Raw genomic sequence first — 24,797 nt, 5'->3', positions numbered from 1 at the left:
ACGGAAGCTTACCACAATGCAAAGCCTAACGACGGGAAACGGTAATGTTAATTAAAAGACCTACGAAATTCTTGCGGAGAGAGCTTTGTTTTGGTTTTAAAAAGTTTACTGAATGACTGTGAGTGTTCAAAACCCAATGTATAGGCTACTTCGCTCACGGAAAGGTTAGTAGTGGAGAGCTTTTCTTTAGCCTTTTCAATCACTTTAGCATGAATATGCTGCTGAGCACTTTGGCCTGTTAGGGCGCGCAGCATATCACTCAAATAACTGGGTGAAAGATGTAGCTTTTCGGCTACGTAACTGACGGTGGGCGTGCCCTGACTTGACGGCATTTCTTTATCAAAGTAATGGTTCAACAGCTCCTCCAGTCTTTGCAACAGCTCGTTGCTGACTACCTTACGCGTGATAAATTGCCTCTTGTAAAATCGGTTGGCATAATTAAACAGCAACTCGATCTGGGAGATCATGACATCTTGGCTAAAGTCGTCAATCCTGTTATTCAGTTCTGTTTCAATGTTGCGGAAAATGGACATGACTATTGCTTTCTCTTCTTCCGATAGATGGAGTGCTTCATTGGTTGCATAGGAGAAAAAACCATACTGACTGATTTTTTTTGCTATGGGATATCCTAAAAAGAAATCGGGGTGAATCAACAATGTATATTCCGAACATACCGCCCCCTCGTTGTCATTGCCACCTATAATCTGGCCCGGAGAGGCGAACAGCAGGCCACCCTCATCAAAATCGTAATAGCCCTGACCATATTTTAGTTTTCCGCTAAGCTTTGGCTTATAAGAGATCTTGTAAAAACCCAGGACATGGCGTTGTGGAATTTTGAACAGTTCTATCTGGCTATGCGCCCCATTGATCAGGCTAATGAGCGGATGCCGGGGCTGTGGCAGGCCAAAGGCCCGGTGCGCATCAGTAAGTGATTCAAATTTATGTAAGCTGTTATCTTCCTTTTTCATCTGTAAAAATTATTCGTCAGTATTCTATTTTAAAGGCACTCATGAACCGCAAAGCGGTTTTTATTCCATCGGTAAGATGGAGCTTACCACGTTTAAACCCCGTGAATAAATTTGCATTCCGGCATGATGAAAATGAAATTTTAAACATGGACGGTTCATATAACAACAAATATAGCCATAAGCGGTTAGCATTAAAAACGCCGCTTATGGCTGATTTTTAATTCGCTTTGCCTTGGGCAGCGCTGGATAGCTCATCCCAGGCCTCCCAGATAGCCAGCCGCTGGGCATAGGCTTCCCGCGTGCCTGAAAGATTATGACTACCAAGATTAAAACGTAACGGTGGCTGTTCTGCATCTATTATTTTAAACAATGCCTGTGGCGTTGCAGCCGGATCACCTCTTTCCATCGTTTTTAAGCTGTCTGCAAATTTAGCTTTAAAATCGGCATATACTTCCATGCCGTTTGCAAATTTCAATGATTCCTGGCTACCGAACTCGGTAGCATAAGCACCTGGTTCGATAATGGTTACCTTGATCCCGAAGGGGGCTACTTCAGCCGCCAGGCTTTCATAAATGGCCTCAAAAGCCCATTTGGAGGAACAGTAATAGCCGATTACCGGCATAGTAATGTGGCCAAGATTGCTGGAAGTACCAAGGATGTGGCCATAACCCTGCTCCCTGAGCAAGGGCAAAGCGGCCTGTACTACAGCGACCGGCCCTAAAATATTCGTCTCGTAAAGTGCTCGGATATCGGCAGCGCTGGCTTCCTCAATAGTTCCCACCAATGAATAGCCTGCATTGTTGAGCACGATGTCGAGCCTACCAAAATGCGCATGTGCGGTTGTTACGGCCTCTTTTACCTGATCGGATTTAGTCACATCGAGTGCTAAGGTCAATACCTGCTCACCATACTTATCTTGGATATCTGCAAGGTCTTCCAACCTGCGTGCTGTTGCAACTACTTTATCGCCACGTGCTAAAGCGGCTTCCGTCCAAACACGGCCAAAACCGCGCGATGTGCCGGTAATGAACCATACTTTATCCTTTTGCTGTGTCATGATCTTTATCTTTTTTGTTCACAACAAATGTAGGCCAAACGCTTTCTTTACTTGTAGGCTAAGTGCGGATATTTGTAGTCATATAGAGAATCAAAGGGGTTAATGAGTCGTGTAATAAGTTACTACTTACAGGTTAGATTTGGGTTCTCTGTTAAAGTAGGATACCCAAATCTTAAAAGCGATTTTATTCAATAAATGCACGAAATGAACGGGGCTGGTATATGAGGGACCCTTACAATTCTTGAATATAGTTACGCACGACTTTGCGTTTCCGTCCCAATAATTTTTCCAACTGATCGTCTATGTCGGAAAATTCACCAGTACGGATACTGGATGCCATACTCACCGTAAAGTCAATTTCGCCTTGTGGCATTTTTAGTTTCGAGAGTTCCGCTACAAAGTCGGCATCGGAAATGTCATGGTATGCGGCATCCAAACCTTTCTCAGATTTGAACAATGCAGCCAAATCGTTAAATGATATTGCCTCCTCACCGGTTATCTGATATTCAGCGTTGTGGTGACTATCCGGTTCGGTCATTACGATGGCCAGCGCTTCCGCAATATCCGCACGGCTCACAAAACTGACTTTCCCATCGCCTCCCGCGTAATAAATCTGACCATCCTGTACGACGCTGCCAATGAACAAGGGGATGGTCTCAAAGTACATGCTGTTTCTGAAAAATGTAAAAGCGAACCGCTTATCCCGGATGGCCTTCTCCGTTGCCCAGCAGGTTCTGCCAGCCAAGAAAACAGCATTTGGGCCGGGCCTGAGCGTACCGGTATAGATGATTTTCCGGACACCTGCCGCCTCAGCTGCCTGCACCACATTAAGTTCATGTCGGGAGGCTTCCGATCCGTAGGCAGACGAAGAAATCAGTAGCAGTGTTTTCACGCCATCCAACGCCTCAACCAATGCGGTCATATCATCATAATCTGCCTTACGGATATTGATGCCCGAGTCGTGGTACGTTCCTAGTTTTGCGGGATTCCGCACGATGGCAACTATATTTGCTACCGGTGTTTTTTCGATTAGGCGGGAAAGGGTCAACTGCCCTAAATTTCCGCTTGCTCCTGTTAATGCGATCATATACAATTCTTTTCAGCAAATCTAAGGGGTTCTACTATCCAAAAATTGAACAAAACCGCCAAAACGGTTAAATCAGCGGATCAGGTGAGGAAAATTTGGCAACTGTTCTTTAAAGGCATGTGCAAATTGCCGGGGAGAGCAACCGACAAACGCTTGGAAGGTGCGGATGAAATGCGACTGATCAGCGTAACCATGCGCAAGTGCTAAGTCCGTGAACTTCAGTGGCCGTCCTTCTCGAATGTGCTGCATGGCGGCCTGGAACTGACAAATTCGGGAAAATAGCTTTGGTGATATGCCAATAGCTTGTTGGAACTTGCGCTGGAAGCTACGTTCTGAAATCCGCAACTCCTTCCGCAACTCCCGCAGTTGGATGCGGCCACCACTATCCACCAGCATTCGGGATGCATACACAGCCTCGGCATCCAGACTGACAACATTTTTCACGATCCGTTGGTGGAGGTAATCCGCCAGTGCGCCTATCTGCGTATCTGCGGTTGGCGCATTCATTAACTGCTCAATCAGCGATGCTCCTATTTTCCCATCCAGGGTGTCAATCGCCAGGCACTGATCGGTCAACTCAAACGCGGGTAGTCCAAAGATGGATTGCAGGGCATTTGGATAGAAATAAACCCCCACGGCTCGGAAATCAGAAGGGATAATGATGGTACTCGGTTGGATCGATTGACCGTACAGGTAGCATGTGGGCAATTCGTAACCTTGCTGCTGCGCACGGCCAGCAGTCAGCTGCTGGAAAATCAATCCCGGCAAACCATCGGCAATCGTGGTAAAAGCATGGTATCCCATGGCATCTCCCCTGTTATCCAATGTCCAAAAATAACGTACATAGGGAATTAAAGGGGTTGGCGGTGCAAATTTCCGGTATTCCATCATACCAAAGATAACGATTCCTTTGGTATGACCGAAAAGATAGATCCCATCCTGGAAAGTCTGGAGGTTGCCGCTCCTGATATCTGTCTATCGGCTACCCAATATTCTATCATCGACCATGAAGACGCCGTAGACCGCCTGTTGCCTGCGGTTCGAAAGGCAGGTGTGCAGCTGGTATCTGGCGCCGGATACAATTCAGGATTCGTCACAATCAGCCATTAACATCTATATCCGGGAAAAATCAACGAAAAACTCTTGGAAGGTTATTTTTATATCGGCACGGATTGGAGAGATGGACTATCAACAGATAAGTTGTTAATGTGATCAATTCTGTGGTTACTATTGCCTCGAACAATGGAACTCAGTTTTTGTATTAGATATCTGTAAGGTCTTGATTATGTTTTACACAAAACAAGATATACAGCCCTCCTCTTCATCCTGTAAAATATCCATCAAGAAAAGTAAATTATTATTCTTCCTTCGTTAAACACTTACTACGCTTCAGATATTCTCTTTTAATTTCGATTACACACGCCGGCTTCGCTAAATCTTTGTATATTAGAATGGAACTAACTTGCACCATCGTTGTATGAAACCGATTATTATTCTAGCCTTAGCCTTGCTTCCGATACTAGGTAAAGCGCAAAGTCAATCAGAAAAAATGGATACGATTATTTTCAAATTAGACCTTCTCACAATTGAGAAAGATAGGATCTTTGCAAGTTATATTGAACCTTTAAAGGATCAACTTTCCGAAAGTGACCGGGTCAAGCTTATCAATATTGAAAATAGCCTGACAGATAGCAATCTATACGATAGGCTCAATAAAGGATTGAGCACCTTATTTTCATCCGAAGAGGTAAACGACCTGTATAATTTTGTCATCTCACCAGCATTTCACAAATTTTCCAAACCGCAAACATTTGAGCAGGCCATGACGAAAGGCTTCGCTGATATATATGCTGAGCTTGATTCTCTGGAGAATAAGATTCAAGATTTTTCGCCTGAGCGAAAGGATTTCATTCCTATTCCGGTGGAGCGGAGTGATGGCTTTTATGCCGTTAAAAATTACACACAATCTATAGATCTGCAACGCGTTGAACTGGTCAATGACGCTGCGGTAAATTCCCGGGACATCGAGCATGTAGAAGAAGATTTCGATTACGCCGGAAATAGGGTGTTGAACATAAGGCTAAAGAAAGACGGTGCGGAAAGATTTTTTAATCTTACGAGATTGAATAATGCTAAACCCATTGCCATTGTTGTTGATAAAAAGATTGTCGCCTTACCGGTTATAAATGAACCTATTAAGAGTGGAAAATTGACTGTTGTTCTGAACTTTTCTGAAGAGGCTATTAAGGAAATTGTTGCACGGTTAGGCAACGCGTCCGCACTTTAGCTCTAAGGAGCTACCTTTTTTAGATCATGATGGATGGTGTACTACCTATGATAACCATGAAATAATAAATGGCGACCAAGAGCTCAAATACAGCGATGATAGTTGCGAATGGCTAGGTTATTATCGTTTATTTAAACATTTGGCTTTGAACAAGGCACATTTGTGGCAGGAATTAATGAAGAAGAGAGTTCTGTAGCGGTGTTAGAGGGAATGGTAAATTAAAACCAGCGAGTGGCTGCATTTATCTATGGAATTAAAGTATAATTAAATGAAAATCTTTTTAGAAACGAATCGGCTTATACTAAGGGAAATCGTTCTACAAGATATTGATGGGATGTTTGAGTTAGACGCCGATCCTGATGTACACAAATATCTGGGGAACAATCCTGTAAAAAACAAAGGGGAGGCTGAGAAGAATATCGATTTTATACGACAGCAATATATCGAAAACAATATCGGACGTTGGGCGGTGATAGAAAAAGATTCCAACAACTTTATCGGTTGGGCAGGCTTGAAATTCGTGAAGGAAGAGATCAACCGTCATATTAACTACTATGATCTGGGTTATCGATTGATAAAGAAATACTGGGGTAAAGGTTACGCAACAGAAGCAGCAAAAGCCTCACTTGCTTACGGTTTTGATCAACTTAACTTACCGGAAATCATTGCCATTGCCGATTGTGATAATATAGGATCTAATAAAATATTAACCAAAATTGGTCTAAAACGTATAGAAGAGTTTTCCTTAAAAGGTGTTAAGCATAACTGGTATCGTTTAAGCCAAAAAGATTGGCACGGATCCTAAGAGTAAAATCGAGGCATGTATCACCTGAATTAGTTATGACTTAATCTGATAATATTTTTAGGGTATCGGGCCTTTCCATCCGGTGTGAGGCGCTTCTATTCCGCCGAGGTCTCTTGGATCTGAGATTGAGACCTTCCAATTTGTATATCCGATATACACTCTTCCAGTTGTCAGCAAAACCTTATGCTTATAGAAAGAAACTAAAAAAACAAAGCCGTCTTTTGAAAACAGCTTTGTTGAAATGGAGAGCTTACTTATATTTAATAAACGTTGCCCTAATTTTCTGTTTTTTCAAATCGATAGTGTTACTACTTGAAGATGCCGTTGTTTTATTCTTCTTTTTTTCATTTATAACACCACCACTTGAATTAGATGTGCCATAAACCTCTTCTTCCATCGAAAAAATCACACCATCAGCCCCTTTTTGCTTTGCTAAATCGATGATTTTTTGCTGGGTCTTTTCCAAAGAACGAAAACCTTTTGCAAGTTCAGTTTTTCCCATAACCGTGTATTCCTTTTCTACATCCTCAAGATCATAAAACTCATCTACATTTTGCGTAGGTGTGTGGGTTTTTCCAAAATACTTTTGTGCATACGTCGTATTTAAAAAGAAGAAACCCAAAAGAGCGATTAGAATTGCTTTTTTCATTTTTTTCTGATTTTTTATTTAAAACGCAAAGGTAAATTGATCTATCTTTTGGGAAGCCACTTTTAAGATGAAGTGATAAAATTGAAGGATGGAGTGCCCGATTGCCACATTAAACTGATACTTTTAACTTGCCCGCAATAACACCTTTAACGTATATCTTTGATTGGGATAGATGTAGTCATCTACGGTCTTATATAGAAAATGATTCTGGTTATCAAAGGCGATAAAGGATGAGATCCCTTCATAGAAACCGTTTTGGATGTGCAGGTCATAGACCTCACACACCCAAAACGCATTTTATCTATCTTCATGGCCCAATAAAAAATTCAGAAATCTAAAAAGAAAGCTGATGAGCGGCTGAAGGGCTCGTAGTCATTTTTTTAATAGGCGGTGCAAACTGGGTAAGCTGAATACCTTTAACAGCAGCTTTATATTCTTCAATGGTGGGGGTTCTTCCAAAAATGGCAGAAAGAACAACCACCGGGGTAGATGCCAATAACGATTCTCCTTTCTTACGGTCTGAATCTTTGACCACACGCCCTTGGAACAGACGGGTAGATGTTGCCATTACGGTATCGCCTTGCTCTGCCTTTTCCTGGTTACCCATGCATAGATTACAACCAGGTCGTTCCAGATACAGAATGTTGTCATAGGTTGTACGAGCAGCACTTTTAGGAGCAGCATCATCGAATTCAAAACCAGAATACTTTTGCAGCACATCCCAATCGCCCTCTTCTTTGAGTTCATCAATAATATTGTAGGTAGGAGCTGCTACTACCAAAGGAGCCCGGAACTCCACTTTTCCGTATTGTTCTTCTAGGTTTTTCAGCATTTTGGACACGATCTTGATATCTCCTTTATGCACCATGCATGACCCAACAAAACCAAGATCAACATGTTTCTCTCCCCCATAATACGTAAGATCTCGAATGGTATCATGCGTATACCGCTTTGATGCATCCACGTTATGTACGTCAGGGTCGGCAATCATGGGCTCATCAATGATATCCAAATCGACCACAAATTCCGCATAATATTTAGCGTTCTCATCAGGTGTTAATGGCGGTTTTTCTCCTGATCTGATTTCATTGATTCTGTTATTGGCTTTATCAATGAGGCCTTGCAATACTTGTTTCTCATTATCCATGCCCTTTTCGATCATGATTCCGATTCTGTCTTTTGCTATCTCCAATGATTCGATGAGGGTATCCGGCTGGGAAATACAGATGGATGCTTTGGCTTTCATTTCTGCCGTCCAATCTGTGAAAGTGAATGCTTGGTCAGAGAGCAGTGTACCGATATGCACTTCTATAACTCTTCCCTGAAATACATTTTCTCCATTAAATTCCTTTAACATCTGTAGTTGGGTAGCATGCACCACATCACGGAAATCCAGATGATCCTGCATTTTGCCTTTGAACGTCACTTTTACCGATTCAGGAATGGGCATAGAAGCTTCACCTGTGGCCAATGCGAGCGCAACGGTACCAGAATCTGCTCCGAAAGCAACTCCTTTAGACATTCTGGTATGTGAGTCGCCACCAATAATTATAGCCCAATCATCTACCGTAATATCATTAAGCACCTTGTGAATGACATCGGTCATCGAATGATATATACCTTTCGGGTCTCTAGCAGTTATAAGACCAAAGTCATTCATAAAACGCATCAACCTCGGAATATTCTGCTGAGATTTGCTATCCCAAACGGATGCCGTGTGACAACCCGATTGATAGCCTGCATCTACTATTGGAGAAATCACCGTTGCAGCCATTGACTCCAACTCCTGGGCAGTCATCAATCCGGTCGTATCCTGAGAACCAACAATATTTACCTTTGCACGAACATAAGATCCCGCATGTAAAGTTGCACCGGAGGTTCCAACAGCATTCTTATTGAATATTTTTTCTACTGCGGTAAGACCTTGACCGTGATGTGAAATTTCTTTGGATGGGGCAAATACGAGAGGAGCAACAATGCCAAGGGTCTTAGCGGCAAAAGTCTGTAGTTTTTTACCAAATTCGATAGCGTAAGACCCCCCTGCCTTCATAAATTCGATCTTTTGAGGAGTGAACGCTGAGCCTACATCCATGATCTCCTGCCCTTCTTTATACAGCTTCTTGGTCTTTGTATTGATGGTAAGGACAGTCCCGGTATCAACAGAATAGGCTTGTTCTAAAACAGGCTGTCCCTCAGCGTCTACCACAAGTTTACCGTTTTCATCGAACTTTTTTACCCAGTTTTTAAGGTCTAAGCCGATTCCACCCGTTACGCCAACCGTAGTTAGAAATATCGGAGAGATACCGTTGGTTCCGGCCACCACCGGAGCAATGTTAACGAACGGTACAAAAGGACTTGCCGGCTTACCAATCCAGAGAGCTACGTTATTTACACCTGACATTCTCGAAGAACCTACACCCATGGTGCCTTTTTCGGCAACCAACATGACCCTTTTGTCAGGATGTTTTTCTTTAAGCGCCTGTAGTTCTTTTTGTTGTTCTTTGTTGTGCTCAAACATGCACTGGCCATGAAGCTCACGGTCTGACCTGGAGTGCGCATCACTTCCCGGAGAAAGCAAGTCTGTAGAAATATCACCGATGCCCGCAACGAAAGTTACTAACTCAATCTCTTCAGGTATGTCCGGTAACTTGGTATAGAACTCTGCTTTCGCGTAACTTTCAAGAATATCTTTGGCAATTTGGTTGCCATTTTCGAAGGCTTTCGCCAAACGATCTGTATCAGCGTCGTATAGAAAAACTTGTGTTTTCAGTACTTCTGCAGCATTTTTTGCGATAGCTTGATCATCGCCCAATGCCAGATCCAACAAAACCTCAATAGAAGGCCCTCCCTTCATGTGGGATAATTGCTCAAAAGCAAATTCGGGTGAAATTTCTTTTACTTTAGACTCCCCAAGAATAATTTCCTTCAAAAACTTTGCCTTTAAACGAGCTGCGCTTGTGGTTCCAGGCAATACATTGTAAATAAAGAAACGGAGCGAATCTTCCCGGTGTTCATGATTTACATCTTTGATTTGCGCAATAACTTCGTATAGCAATTCAGCATCATCAATCGGCAATGGATGAAGCCCCTGGGCTTCTCTATCTATAATCTGCTTTAGATATTCGTTATATCTGTTCATAAATTAATCTTTAGTTCAAGAAGGGATCATAAGTGATCCAAATTTGCGAATTTAAGCAAATTATCTAAAAAGTTGTAAATTGCTTATTAAGGTAGTTGATGAAGTGGAGGAATATCACAAAAGATGTTGTAACGGAAACCGCACAACCTTTTGATAGCTAGGCTTTCTATAATTAACGGAAGCTAGGCATTTTGCGATGAGTTATAGCGTGTGAGTCCTTAAGCGCTTGGTTGTTCATTGTCCGTTATTAAAATTCTCGGTCCTGATAGGGAAGACCTGTTTTATTTTCGCAATATGTCTTTAAACTATATAGGAACATTGCCCAATTGTAGTTACAATATCGATAATAGTCAGTCAATTCTTTCCAATTAAAGTGCCTGAGCACAATGATTGTAATATTATTTTTTTCTGAAAGCTCAAAAGAAACGCCTGTTCCAAACCATTCTTGGTCAGATGCTATACACTCCCAAACAATTTTACTATTCTCTTGCAATTCGATGATTTTCATTTTTGTGATATACCCTTCATCAAAATCAAACTCATTAATAAAACCTATTTCGGGCTTTACCTTTAGTTTTCTTGTCCAAACTCGTCCTAAGCCTTCTTCCGATGTAAGCGCTTTATATACAGTATCGATGGGTGCTTTGATGTAGTTAATTTGTTCTATACGTTCCATTTTTTGTTTTTTATTATAAGCGTCCCGATAATTTGAAGCGCCCTAAAAATTACCCCTCTAAATTATCAATTCTGTCAATAAATCCAAAAGGTGCTTGAAATTTAGTATCTCATGGGACTTCTACAGCCAAGATGTCTAATTGATGTTCAATTTGCGGTTAAGGAATTGCGGTTAATATGAATTTTGGTTACATTGGCCCACCAAAATAGGTCAGACGTGAGTGCCGATTATAACCAATATAAAGATAACGAGCTTTTAATGCAACTAGTGGCTGGTAAACAACAGGCACTGGAAGCACTCTATAATCGATATTGGGATAGGCTGTTCGTTGTAGCGGCGAACTTGCTGGGTAGTCCGGAGGAAGCTGAAGAATGCGTTCAGAATGTTTTTATCGGTTTATGGAAACGACGGGAGAATTTACAATTGACGCACTCACTCCATACGTATCTTGCCGTGGCCGTAAAATACCAGGCATTAAGCGTGCTATCTCGTAATCAGCGGCGTAAAGAACGCCCCTCACAAATAGGTTTTGATGACGACCCCATAGATGCCGTTTCTCCTGAAGCCGATTTTATTGCCAAAGAACTTCGCACGCGGATCGAACAGAGCATCAACCGGTTGCCTCCCCAATGCCAACTGGTATTCCGAATGAGCCGTGAGCAGGACAAAAGTGTTAAAGAGATTGCTGAATCGCTGGGACTTTCGGAGAACACAGTTAAGATGCACCTGAAGAACGCAAATAAAAAACTCCGCAGCGACCTGCTCTTTTATATTTTTTTTCTTTCTCATACACCCTTTCTTTAAAAATCTTAGACTATATAACCAAAACCGGTTATAAATGGCCTTGTTAAGGAAAGAACTCGAAGTATTAGCAGCTAAAATGATGGACGGCTCCATCTCACCCGTGGAGCAACACCGGCTTAACGAGTGGTTGGATGAGCAAATGGTGAAGGACAGCTACGAGCTGGAAACATCGTTTGCTACAGATGCGGAGGATTTGAGAAGGCGTATGCTGGTGCGTATATTGGAAGTTGCGCAACCGGTAAAAGCTGGAAAAGGCCTGAAAAGCCCGTTCGTATGGTGGTCTTCAGCGGCAGCGGCTGTCATAATCTTAGTGCTGGGGGGAATTTGGTTTTTTGATGGCAGGTTGCAGACCGAAAACGATCAAATTAAAAGTGTGCATGCTGATGATATTGCGCCGGGAGGAAATAGTGCCGTGCTCACGATGGCTGATGGTAGTAAGGTTGAACTGAGTAGGAAGCAAAACGGTATAGTGATAGCGGGTGACGTTAGGTACGCTGACGGAAGCGCTGTATTAGCATCAAGGGTCGAAAATCAGGAATCAAAAGATCAAACAAACAGTACAGAGGCCGTCGCGTGGGAGCTTATGTCTATAACCACTCCCAAAGGCGGCACCTACCAAATCACCCTCCCTGATGGCTCCGAGGTATGGCTGAACGCAGCATCAACTCTGAAATACCCCAGCAGATTTTCCGGCAGCGAAAGGGTCGTGGAGCTCATCGGTGAAGCTTATTTTTCAATTCGTGAATCAGTGAAGAAGGGAATTGGTGAAAAAGACAAAAATTCTACAAAAATACCATTTAAGGTTATGAGCGCGGGCCAAACCGTTGAAGTTCTTGGCACGGAATTCAATATTACTGCTTACCCTGATGAAACGGCGATTATCACCACGCTTATTAAGGGATCAGTTCAATTGTGCGGGGATGCCGCTGGCACGAAAGTGTCACTCATACCTAATGAGCAAGGGGTATTCTTTAACGGCAACATCACCAAAGAAAAAGTTGATGTCAGTACGGCTATAGCTTGGAAAGAAGGCTTTTTTGCTTTTGATGGATTGCCGCCCGAAACTGCTTTTGCTCAATTGGGGCGCTGGTACGATATGGATGTTTCGTATCAGGGGAACATACCTCAGGTCGGCTTTTTTGGAATAATAGAGCGAAGTAAACCGTTAGGAACCATATTAAAGGTATTGGAAAAGAGTGGCGTCAAGTTTAAAGTGATGCAGGAACATGGCCGAAACCAACTAGTTGTGATCAGCGAATAACCAATTATTGTTAAACTTATAGTAGTATAGATTTACATGAAAACATAAAGCAAATAATACCAATAACAAATCCAGGCCATAAAAAGAACGGATGATGCTCGCGACATCACCCGCTTGAATATGTCTGGCAAGGCCCATACTTATTTATTTAATTGACCATCCAAACAGGACAAATATATGATTTTTACACGAAGTGTAAGGTGGCTTTTATGCCCTTACAACTACCGAAATTTGATAATCATGAAGCTGGCGATTTTTTTGTCTCTTGTACTTAGCTTCCACGCGTTTGCCGAGATTAATGCTCAAAAAATTACGCTCAATGTAAAAAACCGCTCTCTACGGGAAGTCATGCGGGAAATCCAAAAACAACAAGGGTATTCATTTTTCTTCCGGGGAGAAAGTATAGCTTCTATACGTGTCAGTGCTAGCCTCAAGCAGGCAGAATTGAATGAAGCAATGAATCTACTGTTGGCCAACCGGAATCTGAATTGGTACATGGAAGACGGTACCATCGTCATCGCGACGAAACAGCCCGAAAAAAAGCCACCTACTGCCATAAGGCAGGATCGGGCAGTAGATGGAAAAATCACCGATGAGTTTGGCGAAGCCATAGAAGGGGTTACCATAACGGCAAAGGGCACGTCCACAGTGGTTATGTCAGACACGACGGGTAACTACCGGATTACCGTACCCAGTGAAGCAAGCATACTAGTTTACAAAATACTAGGGTATCAAACTATCGAACTCGCCATTGAAGATAGACAAGTCGTTAACGTGACGTTGCAGCCCTCGATGAGCGACTTGGATGAAGTCGTGGTTGTCGGTTATGGTACGATGCGAAAAGGAGATCTGACGGGTTCTATCATCCAAATCCGTCCTGACAAGATTGCAAACGAAAACCCAAGAACGGTACAGGACATCTTGCGGGGTACACCGGGTTTGAATGTCGGCTTTAGTCCGTCGGCTAAGGGAGGCGGATCTTTGCAGATACGCGGTCAGCGGTCTGTATATACAGATGGCAACCATAACAATCCCCTGATAATACTCGATGGTATGTTCTTTTATGGGGAACTATCCGAAATCAATCCCGACGACATCGAGCAGATCGATGTCTTGAAAGATGCTTCTGCTGCAGCCGTTTACGGATCAAGAGCGGCCAACGGAGTTATCATCATCTCTACCAAACGGGGTAAACCCGGTAAGCCGGTGGTCAATTTCACGGCTAATTGGGGTGCTACCGGTCCGAGTGATTTTCGCAAAAGGTGGGATACAGACGCTTACCTGCAACACCGGCAGGACTGGTTAACGAAAAACACCTATGGTGTCAATCCGCAAACCGGCGCATACGAGGCTTACCAGACCGGCGTGTTTGCCGATCAACCGGGCTTCTTCATGCGCCCAGACCAATTACCATCCACGGTTTCGCTTGATAGCTGGCGCGCTTATAGCACCAATGATGCGGACGAACATGACTTAAGCATTTGGGTAAGGAGATTGGGTTTCACGGGTAACGCCCTGCAAAATTTCATGGACGGTAAGGTTGTTGACTGGACGGACCAGACCTTCAGAACAGGCCTAGACCAAGACTATAACGCCAGTGTCAGCGGGGCAAGTGACCGTACCAATTACTATTTTTCCATGGGTTACCTGAGAAATGAAGGTGCGGTTGTGAGTGATAATTACCGGGCGATACGCGCTAATATGAAGATAAATACTAATGTAACCGACTGGTTCGAATTAGGGGCAAATGTAAATTTCCAAGACCGTTCTGACGGTAATGTAGAGATTGATATTGACCAGACTATGCGCAACAGCCCTTTCGCTGACTATGCCGATGAGATGGGCAATCCCGTACAGTTTCCATTGAGCGCTGAATTTAGCCAGCGTGGTTACAACTACGACTTTCAACGGCAATACTTAGAGTTGGACAGGGGTTACACCGTATTCAACACGATCTTACAGGCGAAAATAAAGTTACCGTTTAATATTACCTATTCCTTCAATGCCTCGCCCCGCTATCAATTTTTCTATGATCGCTATTTCATGTCCGCAGATTTACCGGGGTCCGACCCGAAGACCCGCGGTGCCAACCGGGAACAAGCCAAACGTTTTGACTGGTCGCTGAACAATACCATTACCTGGGATTATACCTTTGCAGAGAAGCATCGTTTTAACGTCACGCTTGTGCAAGAGGCGGAGCAACTGCGTTATTGGCAGGAACGTATCGAGGCACGGAATATTCTGCCTTCGGATGCCCTGGGATTCCATGGTGTAGGCTTTGGTAACAAGGAAGAAAGTGACTACTCCAGCAATGATACGCATGAAACAGCCGATGCGCTGATGGCACGTTTGTTCTATAATTATGATGACCGTTATATGCTGACAGGAACCATTAGGAGGGACGGTTATTCAGCCTTCGGTTCAACCGATCCCTATGGCATATTTCCTTCCCTGGGAGCGGCCTGGACCTTTACCAACGAGGATTTCTTTAAATGGGATCCGATCATGAGTTCCGGTAAACTACGCGTTTCATATGGTAGAAATGGGAATAGGTCATTGGGTTCTCCATATTTGGCGCTTGCCAACCTTTCGCGAGGGGGTGAAGGGATGCAAGGATATATTGACGCCTCAGGACAGTTGCTACAATACCGTTACCTGATGATGAACCGTTTGGCCAACCCCCATCTGGAATGGGAAAAAACTGCGGCATGGAACTTCGGATTGGATTTTGGCTTTCTCAACGAACGTATATCCGGAACACTCGAATATTATCATATGAGCACCCACGATATGATTATGGGGCAACGATTACCGGGTTTCTCAGGGTTCAGCTCCATAACTACGAATTTGGGACAGGTGGATAATAGCGGCGTGGAGCTCGCACTGAATACCCTAAATATTGATAAGGAAAATTTCCGTTGGTCGACCACCCTAGGATTTTCATACAATAAGAACCGGATCAAACACCTGTACCATGACTACGAAGATGTGGTGGATGCAAACGGCAATGTAACCGGCCGGAGAGAACGAGACGATATTACGAACGGCTGGTTTATAGGTCAATCCATCAATACGATTTGGAACTATCGGGTTACCGGAATTTGGCAGAGCCATGAAATTGAAGAAGCTGCAAAATATGGACAGCAGCCGGGTGATCCCAAAGTAGCCAATAACTATACCGGAGATGATATAGTGAATGCAGATGGCTCGGTCACATATGTCTATAATGATCGGGATAAAGAATTTTTGGGCGAAACTGTGGCCCCCTATCACTGGTCTTTGCGCAACGAGTTCGTCTTATGGAAAGACCTGACCTTCTCCTTTCAAATCTATTCCTTTATGGGACATAAAAGTTTATCCGACAATTATTTAAACAACGACGATGCGGGGGGACGTATGCAGTACGCGCTAGCTAATCTACCTGCCAAGGAATACTGGACCCCCGATAATCCGACCAACGAATTCGGTCGGATCGAAGCTTCTGGACCTGTAGGCGCTGCTGGCGCACAAAAGTTATATAACCGTTCCTTCATCCGTCTGGACAACATTGCTGTCGGATATACCCTACCGCAGCAATGGACCTCCAGATACAATTTAAACCGGGTCAAAGTGTTCGGCGCCGTACGTAATACGGCAACGTGGGCACAGGAATGGATATACGGTGACCCAGAAACGGGATCATGGGCCTCACGTACATTTACCTTAGGATTGAACTTAACTTTTTAGACGATCAAGAAACGATAGAAATGAAGAAGATAACAAAACAATTACATCGTATACTAATGGCTCTACTTCTAGGTAGTGTTTTAGCGGGTAGCAGTTGTTCGCGGGATTTTTTGAATCCGGATCCCTTATCGTTCTACGAACCCAATACAACATTTAACACCAGATCTGGCCTTGAGGCTGCACTCGCCATTTGTGACCGCCACCTTAAATTGTACTGGATGACGGATCACGATGCCATGCTGGCGCTTGGTACAGAGTATATGTTTTCCGAACTGATGGTATCAGCCGGTACTGACAAGCGAAATATGTTTGCCGACATAGCCAATTTGCTTACACCCACAAGTGACGATGGGCCGACACATCATGATGTGCAAAGAACGAATAGTCTATGGTTTTTTTGGGACGAAACCTATAAAGGAATTAGAAATGCAAATACCATTATCCATTATGTAGATAATGTACAGGAGTTGGACGAAGCCACGAAAAATATGTTTAAAGGTAGAGCTTATTTTCATCGTGCTTTCCGCTACTTGGCCTTGGTATTTCAGTACGGTGATGTTCCTCTTGTGACCAAATTATTGGAAGTACCTAAGCAAAATTACCGCACTACCGAGCGTGATGCCATTTTACAGATGATAACGCGCGATATGGAACTTGCCGTTGAATGGGTGCCGGATCAACGTGAATTCGGTCTCATAGGTATGGTTAATAAAGGCGCTTGCCGAATGTTGCTGGCGAAATGTTATTTGGCGATTGGAGAGTATGCCAAAGCCAAGGAGCAAACCGATATCCTGATCGACCAATCAGGATACGCGCTTATGGAAAGTCCATTCGGCACATTTAATGGTGGTGGTGAGCCACAGACCTGGCCCATTACAAGAAACGTAATCTGGGATTTACACCGCGCCGAAAACAAACTCATTCCGGCAAACCGAGAACTCATTATGGGTATGCCCAATAGGGGTTCGGATGCCGAATCGTTTATACAAATGCTGACTATGCGTGTTTTGTATCCCTTTGTGTTTGACAATAGGGTTCAAGCCCGGGATGGACGGCAAGCTTTGCTTAACATTCGACGTAATACCGCCGAATATGATCCACAATACGATTACATGCGGGCAATGGGACGTGGCATCGCAAATTTTCGTCCAACACGCTTCCATATGACCGGTCTTTGGCAGGTAAATGGTGTCATGGATGATACAGATCTACGCCATAGCTCAGAAACAGGTAATTGGGTGCGTATGGAGGACTACCGCGTAAATAATGAGGCTTCGACTGCATTCGGCGAGCCACTCACACTTTTTAATCCCGACAACGGTGCGCTATTGTGTAGCGATACCATTCGCCGTTGGTTTGATGTGCCACATTACAAACTTTACCTGGATGACCCTGTAGCTGAGAGGAATATTGTGGGTTCGGATGGCTATCGAGGTGCTACGAACGGTGGAAATGCCGATTGGTACCTCTATCGGTTGGCTGAAGCCTATCTCCTGCGGGCTGAAGCTAAATTCTACCTGAACCCTGGCGATGGCACCATCACCGATGATCTGAATGCCGTGCGGCAGCGGGCACAATGCACACAATTATATACAGGCGCGGTTACGATAGGAGACATCATGAATGAGCGTGCCCGCGAGCTGTACTGGGAAGAATGGCGCAACGTGGAATTAAAACGTGTATCACTTTGCTTGGCCCGTAGTGGTATGCCCGATGAGTGGGGGAATACCTACAGCCTGGAAACCTTCGATAAGCAGAGCGGTACGGATCCGCAGGGCGGTAGCTACTGGTACCAGCGTATCGTACATTACAGCATGTATAATAAAGGTCCGATCCAGGTGAATGCACCCGGGAATAGCAACCCAAATTATACCATAGATAAAAAAAACATGTACTGGCCCATTCCTAATTCAGCGATCACGGCCAACATAAATGGACAGCTGAGCCAAAATTACGGTTACGACGGGTACAATCCCACAACACCGAAATGGGACAACTGGGAAGATGCGGTAGCCGACGAGGACAGCGCGGAATAGTGAATGTTAAGCTCTGAAACGGTGCATTGGATTATACCAAGCTTGGATAAGAAAACAAGGTGATTATTGATTAAATATGAATAAAGTATTTTAAATTTATAAACAAAAAACAAACCAATATGTCTAAAAAATTATTCCTATCGCTATTAACAGCCTGCGCTTTGCAATTTTCGTTTGCGCAGCAAAATTCCCTAAAAAGTTTTCCCAAAGGATCAACCCCTAAAGAGATCGGCAAAAAACTAGCCTATCATTTTATAGGCAGCAGGCATGAACTTTACGCCGGGAAATGGATGCACTATGCAAGCGTATGTGCTTGGAACGGCGCCCTCGACTACGCACTAAAAACGAATGACAAGGAGCTCATTAAGCTGCTACAGGACAAATTTGAGCCTTTTTTCACCTATGAAAAATCGCTGTTGCCACCCATGAACCATGTAGACTACAACATGTTCGGAAGCCTAGCACTGAAACTCTACCAGATAACAAAAGACGAACGCTATCGGGAACTGGGTTTAGCTTACGCTGACACACAATGGGAAGTGCCCGCTGACGCGAAAGCGGAAGAAAAAGCTTGGGCAGAAAAGGGATTTTCCTGGCAGACACGGTTATGGATTGATGACATGTATATGATTACTGTGGTCCAGGGCGAAGCCTATAAAGTGACCGGCGACAAAAAATACCTTGATCGTGCAGCCAAGGAAATGGTTATGTACCTGGATGAGCTACAACGCCCCAACGGACTGTTTTATCACGCACCTGACGTACCATACTATTGGGCACGTGGCGACGGCTGGATGGCTGTAGGCATGCCCGACCTGTTGCGGATGATGCCTGAAGACCACGAAGATCGCCCGCGCATTATGGAAGGTTATCTGAAGATGATGGAAAGCCTCAAAAACCATCAGCAACCAAGTGGGATGTGGAATCAATTAATTGATGAACCGACCTTTTGGGCGGAAACATCCGGAACGGCCATGTTTGCCTATGCTTTTGTTGTTGGCCTACAGGAAGGATGGTTGGACGCCGCGGAATATGCTGAGCCCGCACGCAAGGCTTGGCTGGCGATGATCCCGTATATTGATCAACGTAACAACGTAACTGAGGTTTGTATCGGCACCGGCAAAAAGAACGACAAACAGTATTATTATGATCGCCCGCGCAATCCGGGAGACCTTCACGCACAGGCGCCATATCTTTGGTGTGCGGCAGCACTTTTGGCAGAATAATGGCTATATGAACACGGAGTTGATATGAACAATAAAAAAAACACCACCATGCATCCATTTATCATACTTTTGGTCGCGCTCCAATTATGCACCGCCTCATACGCTTTCGGGCAGGCCGCCAACAATAACAGAAAGCCAAACATCTTACTGATCATTGCGGACGATCTTTCCAAGACATTACCCCTTTATGGTGACAGCACGATCACTACTCCCGGTATGGATGCTGTGGCCAAAGACGGCGTAGTATTTGAACGCGCATACTGTACGGCATCTTCCTGTACCCCCTCAAGGGCAAGCATCCTGACCGGAAAGTATCCCCACCAACTGGCCGAGGGCGGCAACTTGCATGGATTCTTGCCTCCAGAGCACGAAAACTACACCCGGATACTGGCCGAGAACGGGTATCGGGTGGGCTTGCAGGGGAAAGGTTGGGGGCCGGGAAATTATTCGGCAGGAGGCTACACGGACAATCCAGCTGGCAAATCGTATCAGAACTTCGAAACTTTCATGGAAGATCAGCCTGCAGATGTCCCTTTCTGTTTCTGGATAGGCAGCCACGATCCGCATAGGCCCTACAGCCCGGAACTTCGGGAGCGTCTAGGTATTAATTCGCTGAAAGTAAAGGTACCGGCCTGGTTACCAGACGATCGTTTGGTGCATAGCGATTTCCTTGACTATTACGCGGAATCGAAACGTTTTGACCAAACGGTAGAAAAGGCGATTGCTCTGCTCAAGGAAAAAGGAATTTATGAGCAAACATTGATTGTGATCACAAGTGATAATGGCATGCCTTTTCCAAGGGTTAAAGCGAATGCCTATGACATGAGCACCAATATTCCGCTTATAATAGGTTGGGGTGGAAATTTTATGAAGGGAAATCGGCTCGAAGAACTGGTAAGCCTAGTGGATCTTGCCCCAACTTTTCTCTCGGCCGCAGGGTTGGAAGTGCCCAAATCTATGGTCGGACAGTCGCTATTGGATTTGCTGAAAACGGGTGAAAGTACGCAACAACGTGCGGCGGTTTTTAGCGAACGGGAAAGGCATGCTTATGTTCGAGCGGGAAATCTGGGCTATCCGATGCGGGCAATCAGGACAGATCGCTTCCTGTATATCAATAACCTACGCCCGGATCGTTGGCCGGCAGGTGATCCGGAGAACACGGAGTCGAATAGATTCTTTGGGGATATTGACGATGGCCCGACCAAACAACTTTTGCTGAAAAATGAAAACGATCCAACCTATGAAAAGTTCCGGTTATGGAGTTTGGATAAACGGCCTGCTGAAGAACTATATGATTTGGAAAAGGATCCCGATCAGTTAAAAAATTTGGCGAAAGACCCAAGCTACGATAAGATTCGGCGTGAATTGGCAGAGCGTCTGATGGAGTGGAGAAAGAGTACAAAAGATACTGTAACAGAAACCTCGGAACCTTTTGACAACTATCCTTTCTATGGAGAGATACCTAATAGATTGTAAGAAGAAACTTTTCAGAAAATCGTGCTGGGGTTTAATGCAAAGGCGGCGCCCTATGTAAGACCATGGAGAGGCCGAATAACTTGGACATTTTGCAATTTGCAAATGCAAAATATCGCTAATTCAAATGCAACATCCCAACGAATCGAAAAGCGAAAAAATCATATAATTGATTTGTGAAAAACAGATTAAATGAGCATCTATTAAATAACAATAAAAAAATGCAAATACCATACAGTATCATTACCTTTTTGTTATCACTACTCTACCTGCATACTTATGCACAATGGCAGTGGAAAAGAAATCGAGAAACTCTTTAGAGACCATACTGATAGTGCAATAATTTTTGAAAAATGCTTCAATTGAGAAATGGAAAATATTTAGGATCCAATAAAAGAAACTGGGATGCAGATGGGATACTGGTCAGTGAAATAGAATACCATAAGAAGGTTTTTGAAGGCTGGCATTATCATGAGAATCAGCATCTTACTTTTATATTGCGAGGTGGCAATCGAGAACAAAGAAAAAATAAAGAACTGGAAACCTCACCTGGCGACATTGTGTTTTATGAAAGTGGAGAACTACATCGAAATTTTGGGACAAAGCATCCTTCCAAAAATATTAACATCGAAATTGCACCTCCTTTCTTTTCCAGTTATGATTTGGATACCACTTCCTTTGCCGCTACCACATTAAATTATACAAACGCAAAATTTGCTTTACTGAAAACATATCATGAGTGCCTTACAATGGACGAAGACTCACAGACGGCAATACATGCTTTATTGCTTAGCCTGATGACATCCCCTGATCAAATTGAAAAAGTAGATTTGCGATGGGTAAAGTTAGTTAGAGAAATATTGAATGACCAGTGGAATGAACAAATACCATTAAGAGAAATTGCTACTTTAGTTCAGGTACATCCCGTAACGGTTTCCAAGTTTTTTCCAAAATATTTTCATTGTACCCTTGGCCAATATATCAGAAAGCTAAGAATTGATAAAGCAACTACGCTATTAGCAAATTCGCAATTGTCACTTACAGAGATTGCGTATCAATGTGGCTTTTTTGATCAAAGCCATTTCATTCGGGTGTTCAAGCAAATAACCGGGTTTCTTCCAAAAGAGTACAGAAAACTATAGCGGGCTAATTTTATACAATTTAATAATGAAGTGACCTTCTAAATTTGCTAAAAAAAAATAAAAATTCGGATGAAACTCATTATATCACTAATTTTTGGAGCTTGCTTACTCAATCCAATTGATGCGCTATCACAAAACCTGTCAAAAAAGGAAATAACTTCCGCTTTAACGAATATTGCAAGTCTTATTGATGAAAACTATGTATTTGCAGCTAAAGGAAAAGCAATTTCAGCGCATTTATTGCAAGAATACGAGAAAGGAAAATTCGATCAAATAAAAAATTGGGAAATGTTTGGGAGTGAACTTACAACATGCCTTCAGCATTTCAGCAATGATGGACATTTGTATGTCAGGAACGATCCAAAAAGAGTAAAAGAGCTTTTGGACGCCAAAAATCAGGAAATAAAAACAGATTCTTCAAAAACAATCAGTTCCGACCCATTTTATTACGGAATTGAGGCTCCTGAAAAGAATTTTGGATTTCGTGAAATCAAAATTTTGGACGAAAATATTGGTTACATCAAACTTTCTGAAATTAATATATCGGAAAAAAGCTTACCAGTTCTCTATGCTGCTATGCAGTTCATTGCAAATACAAAAGCGTTGATAGTTGATTTGAGAGACAACGGCGGTGGAGGCAGTGATGTAGGTTCAGTCTTTGAAAGCTTTTTTCTTCCTAAAGATATTCCGTTATTAGAATTCAAAACAAGAAATGGTCAGAGTCAAGTAAGTAATACAGTATCATGGCTAACCGAAAAGAAGTATGATAATCCATTGTTAGTTATTATTAACAAGGGCACAGCTTCTGCCGCAGAGGCATTTGCATTTTCATTGCAAAGTAATAAACGAGCTATAATTATCGGACAAGCGTCCGCAGGAGCTGCCAATATGAATTCATGGTACACTGTAAATGACCACATCTATTTATCAGTATCAACAGCATCCCCCACAATACCCGGGACAGAAGAATCATGGGAACAAAAAGGAGTACAACCTAATTACCCTGTGGAAAATGGTAAGGAGATTGAGTTTATACAAAAGTTGTTGAGATAAGGGTTTTTAATAGATGTCGCTAAACACCTTCGCATTTTGAGAGGTAAATATAAAGATTGTATCAAAAGTAAGGGGAAACCCATATAATGAGGTTTCGTTTGTTAAAGTGCCTTTATGAGATTAAAGGGATGCACGTTCTGCAAGATATTGATGGGATGTTTGATCCTTTTTTTATGCAGCGCACTTATATCGCCCAGCAGGAAAAATTTAGCTAAGTTTGGAATATTGTACACTAGAAAATTCATTTGTTTAAAATAGTATCATGTCAACGTTATTTAGCCCATTCACGATAAAAGGAATTACGTTAAAGAACAGGATCATTGTTTCGCCCATGTGCCAATATTCAGCGGTCGACGGTTTTGCCAACGACTGGCATCTGGTGCATTTGGGAAGTTTCGCAATCGGTGGAGCGGCATTGATTTTTGTAGAAGCTACCGGTGTATCACCTGAAGGAAGAATTTCCGCTGCTGATTTAGGATTGTGGAAAGACGAACATATAGAAAAACTCAATCAAATCAATACCTTTCTGAAACAACAAGGAAGTATTCCGGGAATCCAGTTAGCACATGCAGGAAGAAAAGCAAGTACAATGGTTCCCTGGGAAGGACGCGATGAAGTAAAAATAGAAGACGGCGGCTGGCAAACGGTTGCTCCTTCGGCAATTCCTTATAGTGATAGTTACCCAAAACCTGTTGCATTAGACCAGAACGGCATTCAAAAGGTAATCTCCGATTTCAAATCGGCAACTGAAAGAGCTTTGAAAGCAGGTTTTGAAGTGATAGAAATTCATGCTTCTCATGGCTATTTGCTGCATCAGTTTTTATCACCTTTAGCCAATCAGCGTACCGATGAATACGGAGGTAATTTTGAAAACCGGATCCGCTTGTTGCTAGAAGTGGTAGAAAGTGTTCAATCGGTTTTACCAAAGGAAAATCCATTATTCATTCGTATTCCGGGAACGGACTGGGCAGAAAGCGGTTGGACACCCCAGGATGCTTCGGCACTTGGAAAAGTTTTAAAAGACAATGGCGTGGACGTATTAGACGTAACCAGCGGCGGTTTGGTGCATCACCAGAAAATTGCTATCGGTCCGGCTTATCAAACACCTTTTGCAGCAAAAGTAAAAAGAGAAACCGGTGCAGTTACTTCGACTGTCGGTTTAATTACCAATGCCACACAGGCTGAATCTATTTTAGTAAATGAAGAAGCTGATTTGGTAATGCTCGCCAGGGAATTTTTAAGAGACCCGCATTTCCCGTTAAGGGCCGCATACGAGCTGAAAGAAAATACGGACTGGCCCTTGCAGTATGAAAGAGCGAAGTGGTAGTTCACTAAACTTGCCCTTCTCGAAATCTTCAAAACAAGGCACACACCAGGTGGCCCAAAAATCAATGAACATTAATTTCCA

General features: G+C 43.3%; 19 protein-coding genes and 1 pseudogene. 12 read left to right on the top strand and 8 right to left on the bottom strand.

Annotated elements, in window-relative coordinates; all coding sequences use genetic code 11:
• Window positions 1-47 precede the first annotated feature (47 nt).
• The 4 genes from H8S90_RS13720 to H8S90_RS13705 all read right to left on the bottom strand — a co-directional run bounded on the left by H8S90_RS13720 (window position 48) and on the right by H8S90_RS13705 (window position 4,003).
• Window positions 48-968 (bottom strand): AraC family transcriptional regulator, encoded by a 921-nt coding sequence (locus tag H8S90_RS13720; protein ID WP_187338438.1) that lies wholly within the window; start codon window positions 966-968, stop codon window positions 48-50.
• Window positions 969-1,185: 217 nt separating this feature from the next.
• Window positions 1,186-2,025, bottom strand: a complete 840-nt coding sequence (locus H8S90_RS13715) for an SDR family NAD(P)-dependent oxidoreductase (RefSeq protein ID WP_187338437.1) — start codon at window positions 2,023-2,025, stop codon at window positions 1,186-1,188.
• 232 nt (window positions 2,026-2,257) lie between these two features.
• A complete protein-coding gene (locus tag H8S90_RS13710; protein ID WP_187338436.1) occupies window positions 2,258-3,112 on the bottom strand; it encodes an SDR family oxidoreductase in 855 nt (284 codons plus the stop codon).
• 72 nt (window positions 3,113-3,184) lie between these two features.
• Window positions 3,185-4,003 (bottom strand): helix-turn-helix transcriptional regulator, encoded by an 819-nt coding sequence (locus H8S90_RS13705; RefSeq protein ID WP_187338435.1) that lies wholly within the window; start codon window positions 4,001-4,003, stop codon window positions 3,185-3,187.
• A gap of 24 nt (window positions 4,004-4,027) precedes the next feature.
• Here H8S90_RS13705 and H8S90_RS13700 point away from each other — a divergent pair, with 24 nt between their 5' ends.
• The 3 genes from H8S90_RS13700 to H8S90_RS13690 all read left to right on the top strand — a co-directional run bounded on the left by H8S90_RS13700 (window position 4,028) and on the right by H8S90_RS13690 (window position 6,204).
• Window positions 4,028-4,222 (top strand): hypothetical protein, encoded by a 195-nt coding sequence (locus H8S90_RS13700; protein WP_222852091.1) that lies wholly within the window; start codon window positions 4,028-4,030, stop codon window positions 4,220-4,222.
• Window positions 4,223-4,589: 367 nt separating this feature from the next.
• Window positions 4,590-5,399, top strand: coding sequence for a hypothetical protein (locus H8S90_RS13695; RefSeq protein ID WP_187338434.1), 810 nt, complete (start codon window positions 4,590-4,592; stop codon window positions 5,397-5,399).
• Window positions 5,400-5,667: 268 nt separating this feature from the next.
• A complete protein-coding gene (locus tag H8S90_RS13690) occupies window positions 5,668-6,204 on the top strand; it encodes a GNAT family N-acetyltransferase (RefSeq protein ID WP_187338433.1) in 537 nt (178 codons plus the stop codon).
• 64 nt (window positions 6,205-6,268) lie between these two features.
• On the opposite strand, the pseudogene H8S90_RS26455 reads toward H8S90_RS13690, so the two are convergent.
• From H8S90_RS26455 to H8S90_RS13675, 4 genes and pseudogenes are all read right to left on the bottom strand, one after another.
• Window positions 6,269-6,385: pseudogene (locus H8S90_RS26455) on the bottom strand (IS3 family transposase); the annotation flags it as partial.
• 69 nt (window positions 6,386-6,454) lie between these two features.
• Window positions 6,455-6,853 carry a hypothetical protein gene (locus H8S90_RS13685; RefSeq protein ID WP_187338432.1) on the bottom strand — a complete coding sequence of 133 codons (399 nt, stop codon included), beginning with the start codon at window positions 6,851-6,853 and terminating at the stop codon, window positions 6,455-6,457.
• Window positions 6,854-7,187: 334 nt separating this feature from the next.
• On the bottom strand, window positions 7,188-9,992 hold the full coding sequence (locus H8S90_RS13680; protein ID WP_187338431.1) for a bifunctional aconitate hydratase 2/2-methylisocitrate dehydratase: 2,805 nt from the start codon (window positions 9,990-9,992) through the stop codon (window positions 7,188-7,190).
• A 247-nt stretch (window positions 9,993-10,239) separates the two neighbouring features.
• Window positions 10,240-10,668 carry an SRPBCC domain-containing protein gene (locus H8S90_RS13675; RefSeq protein WP_187338430.1) on the bottom strand — a complete coding sequence of 143 codons (429 nt, stop codon included), beginning with the start codon at window positions 10,666-10,668 and terminating at the stop codon, window positions 10,240-10,242.
• A gap of 216 nt (window positions 10,669-10,884) precedes the next feature.
• Here H8S90_RS13675 and H8S90_RS13670 point away from each other — a divergent pair, with 216 nt between their 5' ends.
• The 9 genes from H8S90_RS13670 to H8S90_RS13630 all read left to right on the top strand — a co-directional run bounded on the left by H8S90_RS13670 (window position 10,885) and on the right by H8S90_RS13630 (window position 24,716).
• Window positions 10,885-11,472: an RNA polymerase sigma factor gene (locus H8S90_RS13670; protein WP_187338429.1), complete on the top strand. Its 588-nt coding sequence runs from the start codon at window positions 10,885-10,887 to the stop codon at window positions 11,470-11,472.
• 34 nt (window positions 11,473-11,506) lie between these two features.
• The gene (locus tag H8S90_RS13665) at window positions 11,507-12,733 is read left to right on the top strand and encodes a FecR family protein (protein ID WP_187338428.1); all 1,227 of its coding nucleotides are present in this window, start codon (window positions 11,507-11,509) and stop codon (window positions 12,731-12,733) included.
• A gap of 240 nt (window positions 12,734-12,973) precedes the next feature.
• Window positions 12,974-16,459, top strand: coding sequence for a SusC/RagA family TonB-linked outer membrane protein (locus H8S90_RS13660; RefSeq protein ID WP_222852090.1), 3,486 nt, complete (start codon window positions 12,974-12,976; stop codon window positions 16,457-16,459).
• 20 nt (window positions 16,460-16,479) lie between these two features.
• Complete coding sequence (locus H8S90_RS13655) at window positions 16,480-18,495, top strand: RagB/SusD family nutrient uptake outer membrane protein (RefSeq protein ID WP_187338427.1); 2,016 nt, start codon at window positions 16,480-16,482, stop codon at window positions 18,493-18,495.
• Window positions 18,496-18,614: 119 nt separating this feature from the next.
• Window positions 18,615-19,721, top strand: coding sequence for a glycoside hydrolase family 105 protein (locus H8S90_RS13650; protein ID WP_187338426.1), 1,107 nt, complete (start codon window positions 18,615-18,617; stop codon window positions 19,719-19,721).
• 24 nt (window positions 19,722-19,745) lie between these two features.
• Window positions 19,746-21,197, top strand: a complete 1,452-nt coding sequence (locus H8S90_RS13645) for a sulfatase (protein WP_187338425.1) — start codon at window positions 19,746-19,748, stop codon at window positions 21,195-21,197.
• 350 nt (window positions 21,198-21,547) lie between these two features.
• Window positions 21,548-22,336 carry an AraC family transcriptional regulator gene (locus H8S90_RS13640; protein WP_187338424.1) on the top strand — a complete coding sequence of 263 codons (789 nt, stop codon included), beginning with the start codon at window positions 21,548-21,550 and terminating at the stop codon, window positions 22,334-22,336.
• Window positions 22,337-22,405: 69 nt separating this feature from the next.
• Entirely contained in the window at window positions 22,406-23,389 is a 984-nt protein-coding gene (locus tag H8S90_RS13635; RefSeq protein WP_187338423.1) for a S41 family peptidase, read from the top strand.
• Between the two features lie 262 nt (window positions 23,390-23,651).
• Window positions 23,652-24,716, top strand: a complete 1,065-nt coding sequence (locus H8S90_RS13630) for an NADH:flavin oxidoreductase/NADH oxidase (protein ID WP_187338422.1) — start codon at window positions 23,652-23,654, stop codon at window positions 24,714-24,716.
• Window positions 24,717-24,797 lie beyond the last annotated feature (81 nt).

Origin of the sequence: Olivibacter sp. SDN3 (assembly GCF_014334135.1) — a bacterium.
In the GTDB taxonomy this organism is placed as follows: Bacteria; Bacteroidota; Bacteroidia; order Sphingobacteriales; family Sphingobacteriaceae; genus Olivibacter.
Note: the sequence above shows the minus strand (reverse complement) of the source record. Positions and strands in the feature narration are given on the sequence as shown.